The following is a 14,290-nucleotide window of genomic DNA, read 5'->3' on the forward strand; positions in this document are numbered from 1 at the left end:
AATAAACGGCGCCACGGCAGAGCCTTGTGCGAACACAATCAACCCACCCAATAACACCAACACCAAAATAATAGGTGCAAGCCAGAATTTTTTACGGGCCCGCATAAAGCCCCAAAGGTCTATTAATAAATCGCTCATTAGAATGGCCTCTCCATATGTTCTGCTGTTGGTTTATTGCTTTCTATTCGAAAGCTGAGCTCGTCTGTGTCATGTGATTTGATCGTCGCTGAACCGAATAAACGCGCTACAAATCCGGCGGGGGTTATAAGTAAGTAGAAAACGATACCTAGGATAATACGCGTATTAATAAAACCTAAAACTGCACCTATTTTCATCCACGGTAAATACACGACATATAAAGTTGAGGGCAACACCAACGCCCAAACAACCAAAATTGCCGATACAATAAAAGGCCATTGCGGTATCGCGTGACTAAATACCCAAGGTAAGAAAAACGCAAATATCAGGCTTACCAATACGGCACTAATCAATCCGAATTTACGCAGTTCAACTGCCCCAGGGTTTTCAATTTTGGGAAATAACTGATTACTCATACGCTACTCCTAATCCAACTCAAATTCTTCGCGCCAGTCACCGGCTTCCGCCCATTCTGGCTGTTCATGTTTGTACATCAAGAAATTTTCGATCAGCAAACAATCCATCTCCGTGCGCATAAAGCAGCGATAAGCGTCTTCAGGCGAACACACTATCGGTTCGCCGCGCACATTAAATGATGTATTCACCAATACCGGACAACCCGTTATATTTTCAAAAGCGTCAATTAGCCCATAAAATCGCGGATTGGTTTCTTTATGTATGGTTTGAATTCGAGCGGAATAGTCCACGTGCGTAACCGCTGGAATATCGGAGCGAGGGATGTTGAGCTTTTCGATACCAAACAGGTTGTTTTGCTCATCCGTCATTTGATGGCATTTTTCCTTCTTCACTGGAGCAACCATCAGCATGTAGGGGCTGGCCTCATCAATCTCAAACCACTCCGAAACTTTTTCCGCTTTACATGCCGGCGCAAACGGACGAAAACTTTCACGGTATTTAATTTTAAGGTTCATCGTTTGTTGCGTGCGCGGGCTGCGCGGATCGCCCAGAATGGAACGACCACCCAGTGAGCGTGGCCCAAACTCCATACGCCCCTGAAACCAACCGACGATCTGTTCAGATGCCAGAACGTCGGCGACTGTGGGGAGCAACGTGTCATCTTCCATGAAATGATATTTTGCGCCGACGGTATCTAAATACGCCTTTATTTCATTTTTTTCGTGACGCGATCCTAGATAAGAACCTTGCATACTATCGCTTGGATTTGCAGTACGAGGGTTGCCTAAATACTCATGCCAACAACTTAAGGCGGCGCCCAATGCACCACCTGCATCGCCCGCAGCAGGCTGCACCCAAATATTCTTGAAAGCGCCCTCGCGCAATAAACGCCCGTTAGCGACACAATTTAGTGCAACGCCGCCAGCCATACAAAGACTGTCGCAGCCGGTCTCACGCTGTACTGTTTTCGCCAACCTCAGAATAATTTCCTCAGTTACAACTTGTATTGAACGCGCTAAATCCATCTCCTTTTGGCCCAGCTCACTCTCAGGTGTGCGCGGTGGCCCACCAAATAATGCAGCAAACTTATCGTTCACCATGGTCAGGCCTGTGGCGTAATTAAAGTAGCTCATATCGAGACGAAATGTACCGTCATCCTTAACTTCGATCAGGTTGTCGTAAATAAGGTTAACGTAGGTAGGTTCGCCATATGGAGCCAAGCCCATTAATTTATATTCACCGGCATTCACCTTAAACCCGGTGTAGTAGGTGAACGCGGAATACAAGAGCCCAAGCGAGTGAGGAAAGTCGATTTCCCACTGCGGTGTCAAACTATTGCCATCGCCAACCCAAACACTACTCGTGGCCCACTCGCCAACGCCATCAAGACAAATAACCGCGGCTTTTTGATAGGGGCTGGGATAGAACGCTGAGGCCGCATGGGAGCGATGGTGATCATTAAAGAGTAGTTGCGGCAAATCCCCCGGCGCTATTCCACTCATCGCTGACAGGGCTTTTTTTAATGTCGACTTTAAAAATAACTTTTCCTTTAGCCAAACAGGCATCGCGGCAATAAAAGAGCGCAAACCATTTGGCGCGTAATGTAAATACGTTTCTAAAAGGCGTTCAAATTTAACCAATGGCTTATCGTAAAAAACGATGTGGTCTATATCAGAAAGGTCTATCGCGGCCTCCCTTAAACAATAGCCAATCGCGTGCTCTGGAAAAGACGGGTCGTGCTTCTTACGCGTAAAACGCTCTTCTTGTGCGGCCGCCATAATTTCACCGCCGACAACAAGTGCCGCAGCACTATCGTGGTAATAGGCAGACAAGCCTAAGATAACTTTTTTATTATTCTTCACAGATTTCCCCTGAATTACTTTATCGATCAATAACACAGAACGACGTGCGCAATATCACCACGCACGAGAGCTCTACAAACGTCATTTAAAACAAAATGGAATATTGATCGCTTGTTATTATTGTAAATTGGCGTAAAACAAAGTGTATTCACTTCAGGACTCCGCCTGAAAGAATGGCTGAACGCGACTTCTGTAAGGTCTGAATATATTATTTTTATTGTTACTACATTTTTAGCTACCGAATTACTCCAGACTGTTTCAACTCAGAAAAACATTCTTCGATGAATCCAGTCGTCACAAATCTCTAGCTAACAGCTCACACAGTTCAGAGGAGAAATATTACCAGCTAGTGATAGTCACTTGTACTATTAGGGTGCACCCCAAAGTGTGACCCCCATCTCATTATCGTCCCGATGTGGTCGTCTAGATATACAATATGAGGGAGCCGGAGTGCCGCACTGGAAAAACAAGCTGGTAACCCCAATAATAGCCAATCACAACTATTTGGAGTTTTAACATGCAGCAGGCAGAACACACCGTAGCGGTGATCGAATCCGGCGACCCTGTATGGGCGAGAATTCGTCAGGAAACGCGGCTGCAGGCCGAGTCGGAGCCAGCTCTAGCAAGCTATTTACATGCCAGTATTCTGAATCACAAGACTTTGGAAGCCGCATTGAGCTTTCATTTGGCTATGAAGCTAGCCAGCCCCGCTATTTCGGCCTTGCAGATTCGCGAGATCATCGAGGACTCGATCAAAACGAATACCGGCCTCAAGGAATCTATTCGCGCCGATATCAAGGCCGTATTTGACCGCGACTCTGCTTGCGATACCTACGTCTTACCTTTCCTCTACTTCAAGGGTTTTCACGCATTACAGGCGTTTCGAATTGCGCATTGCCTGTGGCTGGGTGGCCGCAAGTCTCTGGCCTATTTCCTGCAAAGCCATATTGCGCTTACCTTTGGGGTGGACATACACCCCGCAGCCCGCATTGGCAAAGGAATAATGCTTGATCACGCAACCGGCATTGTGATTGGTGAAACCACCGTGATAGAAGATGATGTATCAATTATGCAGGGCGTTACCTTGGGTGGGACGGGTAAAGAAGCTGGTGATCGTCACCCTAAAATTCGACGCGGCGTGCTCATCAGTGCTGGGGCAAAAATTCTCGGCAACATTGAAATTGGCGAAGGTGCGAAGGTTGGTGCCGGCAGCGTGGTACTTAAGGCCGTTGCGCCACACACGACGGTTGTCGGCGTTCCCGCACAACCCGTTGGCCATCCGGTTACCTCTTCCCCTGCTCTGGATATGAATCACGACTTTAGTTGCGACTGCGACGACTAATCGTTAGAACCCTAGGCTTTCTACGCCGCTATAGATGATAAAAACATAGTCACTAAAAAGAGAACCGGTATGACCGGTTCTCTTTTTAGGCTGGAAACTTATTAGGCGGGGATAGGAATCCGAGGAGCTAGCGCTTTTTGCCTTTAGGTGGGGTTCTACTGGGCATAGCCTGATTACGTTTATCTCCACGGGCAGAACGCGCTCGCGGGTTCCCCATACGTTTTTCATTCGACCGCAGGCGCAGCTCGCGCTCTTCGCTGGGCACCAGATGTCGTGGCGACTCACCAATTAAGTCGCTTCGCCCCATAGCTCGCAAGGCTTTGCGCAACTGCGGCCAATTTTCTGGATCGTGGTAGCGCAAAAATGCTTTTTGGGTTTTACGCTGGTCGCCATCTTTGGGAGTGAAGATTTTTTTCGTTTTATAGTTCAACGGCTTTAGCGGATTGCGATCGGAGTGATACATCGCGGTAGCCAAAGACATAGGCGAAGGGTAAAACGTTTGTACTTGATCAACTTCAAATTCATGTTTCTTAAGCCAAATCGCTAAGTTCAGCATATCCTCATCCTTACAGCCTGGGTGCGCGGCGATAAAGTAAGGGATTAAATACTGTTTTTTGCCTGCCTCTTTAGAGAACTGATAAAACATTTTTTCAAACCGTTCGTAGCTCCCCATGCCCGGCTTCATCATCATTTCTAAGGTTCCAGTCTCGCTGTGCTCCGGCGCAATCTTTAGATAACCACCAACGTGATGGGTGACCAGCTCTCTCACATATTCAGGGTCTTCCACCGCTAAGTCATAACGTAAGCCGGAAGCAATCGCCACCGTGTGAATACCGGGCACCTTGCGCGCCTTGCGATATAACTGGGTTGTCGGGCTGTGGTCGGTATTGAGGTTTTTACAAATCGTTGGGTAGACACAACTCAACTTGCGGCAGGACGATTGAATATTCGGGTCGTCACAATTTAGCGTGTACATATTCGAGGTGGGGCCACCCAAATCAGAAATAGTGCCCGTAAAACCGGGAACCTTGTCTCGAATATCTTCAATTTCCTGCAGGATAGATTCATGCGACCGACTTTGAATAATCCGCCCTTCGTGCTCGGTAATAGAACAAAACGTACAGCCGCCGAAACAACCCCGCATAATATTCACCGAGGTTTTGATCATGTCGTACGCGGGTATTTTTTGCTTTCCGTATTTTGGGTGCGGAACGCGGGCGTAGGGCAAACCAAACACCAAGTCCATTTCTGGCGTGGTTAAAGGAATGGGGGGCGGATTCACCCAGATTTCGCGCTTACCGTGTTTTTGCACCAAGATTCGCGCGTTATGCGGGTTGGATTCCTGATGTAATACCCGCGATGCGTGCGCGTATAGAATGGCATCTTTCGAAACCTTTTCAAACGATGGCAAGCGTATACAGGTTGTTTCTGGCTTTAGGTTTTGTTCTTCGCGACGCAACGGCATAGGCACAACTCGAATCGGCTGCACCGCGTCATCGGTTACCGGAGAGGCTCCGGAGTCGCACTGGTTTTCAGGTACGTATTCGTAAGGGCTGGGCATAGCATCAAGCCGCCCAGGCCAATCGATACGCGACGAGTCCAACTCGGTAAAACCATTTGGAACGTGGGGCATAACAACCGTGGTACCACGTAGATCAGTGATGTCTTTGATGCTTTCATTCGCCGCCAAGCGATGGGTTAAATCGATAATCGCGCGCTCGGCGTTGCCGTATAGAAGTATGTCGGCGGTAGAATCGATAAGTACCGAGCGCCGCACTTCGTTGCTCCAATAATCGTATTGCGCGATACGGCGTAAACTCGCTTCGATACCGCCGATCACAACGGGTACATCTTTCCAGGCTTCTTTACAGCGCTGGCTGTAAACGGTAACCGCACGGTTCGGGCGACTGCCACCTTCTCCGCCAGGGGTATAGGCATCATCGTGGCGGATACGTAAATCTGCGGTATAGCGATTTATCAATGAATCCATATTGCCGGCGGTTATGCCGAAATAGAGGTTCGGTTTTCCCAGAATTTTAAAAGGGTCGGCACTACGCCAATCGGGTTGAGCAATTATGCCAACACGAAAACCATGATTCTCTAGGAGTCGCCCCATCACAGCCATACCAAAACTTGGATGATCAACATAAGCGTCGCCGGTAACAATAATGACATCGCAGGAATCCCAGCCGAGCTGATCCATTTCGGCACGAGAGGTCGGCAGAAACGGCGCTACACCGTAACATTCGGCCCAGTAACGCGGGTATTGTTCTATATTTCGAGCGGCGATTTGGGGCATAGGATTACAACTGCATATATGAGAATGGGAGCACGGAGCTAATAGTGCGCTGTTCGAGCAGGCACATCAACAAGCGATCGACACCAAGGGCGACACCAGCGCACTCGGGAAGACCGGCATCCAGCGCGGCTAAAAACTTTTCATCTGGAGCAATAATGGGCTTACTCAATTCACAGCGAGTTTGATTATCGGCGTTAAACCTCTTGCGCTGCTCTGCCGCATCGGTTAGTTCCCAATAGCCATTGGCGACTTCAATACCTTGCCAAAACATTTCGAAGCGGTGCGCCACTTCAACACCCTCAGCGTTAACCGAGGTTTTCGCTAATGCCTTCTGGCAAGCTGGGTAGTCGTATACAAGGTAAATAGCGTCGTTCAACTGCGGCTCAACGAGATGAGAAAAAAGCAGGTCTAACCAAAGACTGATCGAGTCATCAGGCCAGTTTACGTCGAGCTTCTCCGCCGCTAGCTGCCTAAACTGGGCCGCACTTGCGGTATGCGGATTGAGCCCAGTATGACGTTCAAACAGCTCCCCGTAGCTAATTTTGGTAATTGCCGCCGCTACCTTTAAGTAACGGATCAACTCGACCAGCTCATCGATAAGCCGGTGGTCATCAAACTTGGGGCGATACCACTCGAGCATTGTAAACTCGGGGTTATGGCGTGCGCCCGCCTCATCGCGGCGAAAAGCTTTACCGAGATAGTAAATAGCGCCGCTGCCGGCCGCCAACAAACGCTTCATAAAATATTCTGGCGACGTTTGCAGGTAGTGCTCAGCAACCGATAAGGCCTCGATATGGGGATCGCTCACCGAGGCGGCGCCGAGAACTGGTGTATCCACCTCCCACACGCCTCTTTCGGAAAAAAAAGTGCGCAACTGACTCATCAGCTTGGCACGCTGCTGTAGATGTACGATAGACGCAGAAGGTTGCCAGTCACAAGGCATAAACATAACTCAAGCTATACAGTGATATCGCCAGCATAACGAGGGCAATACAAAATCGACAAAACTAAAGAAGCCGACACTAGGCCGGCTTCTCAATCAAACACGACAACTCGCCGGTTTGTTATTTACTTGCACGCCCGAGGTATTCGCCGGTACGGGTATCTACACGCACAACTTCACCGGTACACAAGAACAGCGGTACTTTTACCACCGCGCCGGTTGAGAGGGTCGCAGGCTTAGTGCCACCTTGAGCGGTATCACCTTTTAAACCTGGGTCGGTTTCAACAATTTCTAGCTCAACGTGGTTTGGGGCCGTTACTGCCAACGGCGCGCCGTTGTACAGCGTTACCATCACAATATCCTGCTCACGCAACCACTTAGCGGTATCGCCAACTACGGTTGCATCACCTTGATGTTGCTCAAACGACTGCGGCTCCATAAAATGCCAATACTCACCGTCGGTATACAGATACTGCATATCCATATCCATCACATCCGCACCCTCGAGTTGCTCTCCAGACTTAAAGGTACGCTCCCAAACGCGACCGGACTTGAGGTTTTTCAAACGCACACGTGCGAACGCTTGGCCCTTACCGGGCTTTACCATTTCACATTCGACGACGGAGCAAGGGTCTCCATCTAACATTACTTTTAAACCACCCTTGAATTCATTGGTAGAATACGTAGCCATCTTGACCTCAATTAATCACGAAAATGTTGCTGTAAAATAAGGGCGCTAATGATACATCGAACTATCCCAACATGGCAGACTAGAAGCTGGCAAGATGAGCTAAGTCAGCTTATTACTGAGCCAGAAGCGCTTTTTACCACATTAAAACTCGACCTTGGTCATCTCGAAGCGGCTAAACAGGCTGCAAACCTGTTTCCGCTGCGTGTTACCCAGTCCTTTTTAAACCGAATGAAGCCCGGAGATATTGCCGACCCCCTGCTCTTGCAAGTACTCCCTTTGGCAGAAGAGTTCAATCAGCACCCCGATTATTCAGCCGACCCGCTCGAGGAAGCTGAGAGCAACCCAGTTCCGGGGTTGATCCACAAATACCGCAGTCGCGTCTTATTGATCGGCGCCCCTCAGTGCGCCATTAATTGTCGCTACTGCTTTCGTCGTCACTTTGACTATCAAGCAAACAGCCCCTCTCGGGCACAGTGGCTCGATGCCTTGAGCTACATCCGATCAACACAGGACATAGACGAAGTCATTCTCAGCGGCGGCGACCCACTGGTGATTAGCGACCGGCAACTTGCTTGGCTGATTGACGAACTAAGCGCAATTCCACACCTTCAGCGCCTGCGCATCCACTCGCGCCTACCAATAGTCTTACCCTCGCGAGTCACACCGGAGCTGGTTAACATACTGACAAGCTCTCGACTGCAGCCGGTACTGGTGGTTCACTGCAATCATCCACAGGAACTCGACAGCGAAGTTGGTGCAGCGTTTGCGCTACTGCGAAATCAGGGGATTACCCTGCTAAATCAAACCGTTTTGTTAAAAGGTATCAACAACGTCGCAGAGACACTAATTCAACTCAGCAAAGAGTTGTTTAAGTTAGGTGTACTACCGTACTATCTGCACTTATTAGATAAGGTCGAAGGAACTACTCACTTCGACCAAAACGAGCGCGATGCAAAAGGCCTACATATGGCAATGCTCGCACACCTACCCGGCTATCTGGTACCAAAACTGGTAAGGGAAGAGGCCGGCGCTACAAGTAAAACACCCGTCTAAAAAGTTTAATCGACCAACCAAGCTTATAACTGTCGACTATACTTCAGGGTGTTGCCAGGGACGGATATGCTGAAATCGCTCATGAATAACGAAATGCTCCCGATAACACTGCTAGGTGGAATTGCGCTCCCACCAACTGATTTGACCAAACTATCCTTCTGTGGAAGCGCCAAACCTGCAAAAGTTCAGCAGTGGGTGGAAGGTTTGCGGGCAACGCAAAACCTACAAACCAGCGCGACGCTATACCGTTCGCTACCGGAAATAGCACGCTTACGCACTGCCCCGATGCAACGCCTAGCGGTGCTGGAAGCGGTTCGTCCGGTTACCCAGCGCGCTATTGAAGCGCTCACACAAGACTTTCTTAATCAACCCATCATTTTGCCAAAAGATGCGCAGAAAACAGCCATCGTCGCACAAGCGCTGCAAAAATCTATGGTGGACGGTTACACTCGCTGTATTCGAGAAATATGCACACAAAAGCGTCTTAAGGCTTCTGCGCTAGAAGGTCTGACTTTAGCGCTACACCGCGCTATATCCGGTATTGGGTTAATTTTTTTCCGCAGTTATCAACTCTACACCCAAGTACCAACGGGGCTTTGGCATCACTTGCACGCACTATTTCAAGTTGCCGAATATTTCGATGTGCTCGCAAACCCAGTCAACGATCCACATCTGATCAGAATGCGAGCGAGCAATATTCAATGCGCCTATATTCGAGTGCTGATGCTCGCCACCGCCCGCTTAAATCAACTCAACCGTAAAGATGTAGCGCGAGTTTATGAGATTTTCGAAACATGGTCGTTGAGTGTGCGGCTCCTGCCAAATTTAACCCAAGATAAAGACAACTTCTTTATCGTTAATATTTCGGCCGATTTAGCCCCTACATACAAATCCCGTTTTGTCGGTAGTGAGGACGATCGCGTTGTTGAACTAGATTTCAAGTCGCTGGTAAATCAGATAACCAAGCTTATGCCGGGCGGCGAAGTAGATAGCCCTGCAGAAACCGAGGGGCTGTCAATGCCCGCTGGGTTTCCTGTAACACTGCTCAATCATGTAATCGCGAGCTGGAGTAGTATTGCTCAACGGCGACAAGATCGTCGCACCGTTAAAAGTTCTTGCGAAGTCTGCGTTGGTTTAGTCGATTGCCACTATTTCATCTCCGGCGCTCAATCCTTCGACCAATTTAGCCAGCAAGGCGGCGCCAGCAGTCAGTTCGGCGGCATTGCTAACACCCTAACGGTTGGCTTAACTCCGCTAAGCAGTAAACCGAATGATAAAACGGAATACGATCGCCCTCTTTACCGTACATCAATTCAAAACATCAGCAATGGTGGCTATTGCCTATTATGGAAGGGAGACGTCCCCAACAAGCTCCTTGCGGGAGAAGTGCTCGGGATTAAAGAGCTGGGGAGACACACTTGGACTGTGGGCGTGGTGCGCTGGGTACGCCAACTAAAAGACTCATCTCAACTGGGTATTCAAACCCTAGCAAGTCAGCCGAAACCCTATGGCGCCGCGCAGATTTACGGCATGGGTGGTTACTCGGATTACATGCGAGCACTCTACATCCCATCCAGCAAGTCGGCAGATACACCGGCGACACTACTGACCCCGAGTGTGCCCTTTCACGAACAAGACAAGGTTAGATTGTTTGACGGCGAAGAAGCCACCACCATCAAACTCAACAAGGCGGTATTCTCCACGAGTACTATTCGTCAATTTTCATTTCACCCACTCGACACCCCCAGCAGCCCTAAACCTGAGATCAAAAAACCATCAAAACAGGATGTCGAAACAGAAAATTTTGAAGATGACTGGGAATAACCCTCTAAAAACTTGCGCCCCAGCACAGCAATAGCAATCTGTAGCAAGCTCGCGCTTGGCTTTCTAGGACTGCAGCTATATATCAAGTAAACTGGGGCGTGCTTCATTTAGCTGGTTTCCTGTTATAGTGGGCGTGGTCATTTTTGCGTCAGCTATAAGACTTACCTACTGAGCACAACACAATCGCTGTACTTCGCTAAGCTATACTCCACTATGCGAGAGCAACCTAACTAAGCGAAAGATTAACTAAGCGGAAAACTGTCAACGAGTCGCGGCCAGTATCGGCTCACTCAAACTTGGCTATTTTGCTATGGGCCAAATCGAATTTATGACACAAATTAAAACCATACGACTGCTCGTCCTAAACGATTCACGTAATGAGGCCGAGAGACTGATCAGTATGCTGCACAATGCAGGCAGGCCTGTCAGAGCACAGTACGTCGACAGTGAAGAAGCCCTTAATAAGCTGTTACAGGAGAAATCCTGGGATCTGATGATTGGCCTAGATACCACCACCAACATCAAACCCTCCGATGCTGTACGCCTCATTCGTCGCCTCAACAAAGATGTTCCCCTCGTGTTACAAACTCAAGAAGAAGGCACTTCGGCCGTGGTTGACGGCATGAAGCTTGGGGCCATGGACGTGGTTCGCCTCGATGAGGACCAACATCTCTTGCAAGTAATTCAGCGCGAATTTCAAAATCGAGAAGAACGCGACCAACGTCGCACAGCTGAACGACGCCACCGCGAGATCGAGCGCCACAACCAACAATTACTGGATAGCTCACGAGATGCAATCGCCTTTGTTCAAGATGGTATGTTTCTATATGTGAACGAATCCTTTAGCGAACTCCTTGGTCACAGCTCACGTGATGAGCTCGAGTGTATGCCGGTAATTGACATTATTAGCGCCGACGATCAAGACAAAGTTAAGAAGTTTTTAAAAGAATTCACCCTAAAAGGTAGCGACATCGAAACCAAGTCACTCGACTTCCGTGTAACGGCAGCCGATAGCAGCGAACGCGGGCTAAAGGTTGAAATTCGAAAATCAAGCTATGAAGAAGAACTTTGCATTCAGTTCCTAGTCCGCACTTCCAGCTCGGACAACGAAGAACTGGAAGCGCAACTGCAACAAATTAAGAGCCAAGACTTGGCAACAGGCCTGTTCAACAAAAGCGTACTCATGGATCACCTACATGAAGCCGTAGACAAGGCCGCTACCGCACAAATCAACAGCGCACTTATTAATATTGAAATAGAAGACTTTATCGAGACCGTCAGCGCCAAAATCGGCGTTTCGTCCACAGATATAGTACTGGGAACTATTGCGGCTCACGCTAAATCGCTCGTTAAAAAAGGCGACCTTCTATGCCGCTTTAACGAAGACTCCTTTATGTTGCTGGCACCTAAGATAGATGCCGAAACAGCCTTAAAGCGCGCGGCTACGCTCTATAAAAAATTAACGGATTACGTCGTTGATATCGATGGTAAAACAATCCAGTTCAGCTACAGCATCGGCGTATCCCTGATTACAGAGAACACCGCCGGTACCGACGAGCCCATCGACCAAGCACTTAAAGCACAGCAAAAAGCAAAGCTGGAACCCGAGCAACATGTGCGCATGTACGAGCCGGAAGAACGCAGCGCCGAAGACGAAAAACGCGATATCACCAATATGGTTCAGAACGCGTTAAGTAAAAATCAATTTAAGCTTTTATTTCAACCAATATTGAGCTTGCGTGGCTCCGATAAAGAACACTATGAAGTGCTTTTAAGGATGCTAGATAGTGAAGGAACAGAGATTTCGCCAAACGAATTTCTGGTATCGGCAGCACGAATTCGAGCCACTACTAAGATCGATCGCTGGGTAATATTGGAGTCTATCAAACTGCTTGCAGACCACCGCGGCAAGGGTAACGATACTCGTTTAATCGTCAATCTCAGCCGCGAATCTATGCTCGACCCTACCTTAACACCTTGGCTGGCAGTGGCCTTTAAAGCGGCTGGATTGCCAACCGAGGCAATCATTTTCCAGCTAAACGAAATCGATATCAACGATCACCTCAACGTTGCCAGCTCGTTTACCGCCGATCTTAAAAAGCTGGGTTGTGAGTGCAGCATTACGCGCTTCGGATGCGCCCTAAATCCGTTTAACGCACTGAAGATGTTGAGCTGTTCGCATGTGAAAATCGATGGCTCATTCACCCAAGACCTACAGAAGAATAGTGAAGATGCCGAAGCCTTAAATGAATTGGTTAGCCAGCTTCATCAGGAAGACAAAATCACAATTGTGCCTTTTGTCGAGAATGCCAGCGTGCTATCTAAACTCTGGCAGTCTGGTGTGCACTATATTCAGGGCTACTATCTACAGGGCCCAACCGACGCCATGAACTATGACTTTGATACAGAGAGCTAATCTAGCTCTCTGTCTCTAAAGCCCATCAGATATAAAATGGCATCCAACCCCAAGGTCGAGATGGCCTGTTTCGCTTCAGCCCTTACGAGGGGTTTTGCTCGAAAGGCAATTCCTAGCCCCGCAATGCTCAGCATTGGCAAATCGTTAGCGCCATCACCTACCGCCACCACTTGCTCTAGAGATATACCCTCGTTTGCTGCTAGTTCGCGCAACAACTGAGCCTTACGCTCGCCATTCACAATTTTGCCGGTAACCTTGCCAGTAACCTTGCCATCAACAACTTCTAACTCGTTGGCGAAAACATAATCAATACCGAGCATTTTCTGCAAATAATGACCAAAGTAATTAAAACCACCGGAAAGAATCGCGGTTTTATAGCCGAGCTTGCGCAATGATGAAATTAACCGCTCCGCCCCCTCGGTTACCGGTAACTGTTCGGCGATACCTTGTAACACAGATTCATCCAAGCCTTTTAACAAAGCCATCCGGCGTCTAAAGCTTGCGTTAAAGTCCAGCTCACCACGCATCGCCGCCTCGGTAATCTCAGCTACCTCAGCGCCAACCCCCGCAGCTTTCGCCAACTCGTCGATAACTTCCGCTTCAATTAAGGTAGAATCCATATCGAAACACACCAAGCGTCGTGTGCGGCGATACATATTATCTTCTTGGAAGGCTATATCCACATCAAGCCTAGATGCCAGCTCAGCGAAATCTGCGCGCAACTGGCCAATATTATGAGCCTTACCTCGGGCAGAGAACTCAATACAGGCTTTACTATTGCCATTGTCTGATTCAAGTGGCACCCGCCCGGTCAAGCGACTGATATCGTCAATATTCAATTCGTGTTTGGCTACAATCGTAGTTAGTGCCGCAATTTGCTCTGCGGTAATCTGGCGGGCCAGCAGCGTTACGATATGACGATCCTTGCCCTGATGAGAAACCCACTCGCCGTATTCAGGCTCAGTTATCGTCTCAAAGCGCACTTGCATTGCCAGAGATTCCATCGCAGCCAAAACACTATCAAGCGAGGCTTGTGCCTTAGCGTTTGTTGGGAATCGCACCAGCATACCGAGCGATAGGTTATCGTGAATTACAGCCTGACCAATGTCGAGCACGCTCGCATCAGCTTTAGATAGAATATCAGTGACCACCGAGGTCACTCCCGGTCGATCATGTCCAGCAATTTTGATTAAGGTAAGATCGCGCACGTGTCCTGCTCTATGAAAGAAAATAGTGGGGCATTATAAAGCAAGCGCAGACAAATACACCTGCCCGTTGCCTTCGAAGATAATTGTCTCTATCTTA

11 protein-coding genes are annotated in these 14,290 nt (G+C 48.7%); 4 read left to right on the plus strand and 7 right to left on the minus strand.

All coding sequences use genetic code 11. The features are described from left to right. The 3 genes from IDZ20_RS01615 to IDZ20_RS01625 form a co-directional block, all read right to left on the minus strand. A partial coding sequence (locus IDZ20_RS01615) for a DUF5989 family protein (protein ID WP_188149688.1) occupies positions 1-138 on the minus strand: 138 nt, incomplete at its 3' end. After that, complete coding sequence (locus IDZ20_RS01620) at positions 138-554, minus strand: SxtJ family membrane protein (protein WP_188149689.1); 417 nt, start codon at positions 552-554, stop codon at positions 138-140. The genes IDZ20_RS01615 and IDZ20_RS01620, both read right to left, overlap by 1 nt. Positions 555-563: 9 nt before the next feature. After that, a complete protein-coding gene (locus IDZ20_RS01625; RefSeq protein WP_245792049.1) occupies positions 564-2,417 on the minus strand; it encodes a carbamoyltransferase family protein in 1,854 nt (617 codons plus the stop codon). A gap of 517 nt (positions 2,418-2,934) precedes the next feature. Between IDZ20_RS01625 and cysE the strand changes: the two genes are divergently transcribed. Next, on the plus strand, positions 2,935-3,759 hold the full coding sequence (gene cysE, locus IDZ20_RS01630; RefSeq protein ID WP_188149690.1) for a serine O-acetyltransferase: 825 nt from the start codon (positions 2,935-2,937) through the stop codon (positions 3,757-3,759). Positions 3,760-3,886: 127 nt separating this feature from the next. Here cysE and IDZ20_RS01635 read toward each other — a convergent pair whose 3' ends face one another. The 3 genes from IDZ20_RS01635 to efp form a co-directional block, all read right to left on the minus strand. Further along, a complete protein-coding gene (locus tag IDZ20_RS01635; RefSeq protein WP_188149691.1) occupies positions 3,887-6,058 on the minus strand; it encodes a YgiQ family radical SAM protein in 2,172 nt (723 codons plus the stop codon). Between the two features lie 4 nt (positions 6,059-6,062). Beyond that, positions 6,063-7,007 carry an EF-P lysine aminoacylase EpmA gene (gene epmA / locus IDZ20_RS01640; RefSeq protein ID WP_245792050.1) on the minus strand — a complete coding sequence of 315 codons (945 nt, stop codon included), beginning with the start codon at positions 7,005-7,007 and terminating at the stop codon, positions 6,063-6,065. Between the two features lie 115 nt (positions 7,008-7,122). Continuing rightward, on the minus strand, positions 7,123-7,692 hold the full coding sequence (efp, locus tag IDZ20_RS01645; RefSeq protein ID WP_188149692.1) for an elongation factor P: 570 nt from the start codon (positions 7,690-7,692) through the stop codon (positions 7,123-7,125). A 48-nt stretch (positions 7,693-7,740) separates the two neighbouring features. Between efp and epmB the strand changes: the two genes are divergently transcribed. The 3 genes from epmB (at position 7,741) to IDZ20_RS01660 (ending at position 12,985) form a co-directional block, all read left to right on the plus strand. After that, a complete protein-coding gene (gene epmB, locus IDZ20_RS01650) occupies positions 7,741-8,745 on the plus strand; it encodes an EF-P beta-lysylation protein EpmB (RefSeq protein ID WP_188149693.1) in 1,005 nt (334 codons plus the stop codon). Between the two features lie 66 nt (positions 8,746-8,811). After that, the gene (locus IDZ20_RS01655; protein WP_245792051.1) at positions 8,812-10,569 is read left to right on the plus strand and encodes a PilZ domain-containing protein; all 1,758 of its coding nucleotides are present in this window, start codon (positions 8,812-8,814) and stop codon (positions 10,567-10,569) included. Positions 10,570-10,897: 328 nt separating this feature from the next. After that, positions 10,898-12,985: an EAL domain-containing response regulator gene (locus tag IDZ20_RS01660; RefSeq protein ID WP_188149694.1), complete on the plus strand. Its 2,088-nt coding sequence runs from the start codon at positions 10,898-10,900 to the stop codon at positions 12,983-12,985. Here IDZ20_RS01660 and serB read toward each other — a convergent pair. Next, the gene (gene serB / locus IDZ20_RS01665) at positions 12,982-14,193 is read right to left on the minus strand and encodes a phosphoserine phosphatase SerB (protein WP_188149695.1); all 1,212 of its coding nucleotides are present in this window, start codon (positions 14,191-14,193) and stop codon (positions 12,982-12,984) included. The two genes, IDZ20_RS01660 and serB, sit on opposite strands and share 4 nt — an antisense overlap. Positions 14,194-14,290 lie beyond the last annotated feature (97 nt).

Origin of the sequence: Teredinibacter waterburyi (genome assembly GCF_001922985.1) — a bacterium.
Classification (GTDB): Bacteria; Pseudomonadota; Gammaproteobacteria; order Pseudomonadales; family Cellvibrionaceae; genus Teredinibacter; species Teredinibacter waterburyi.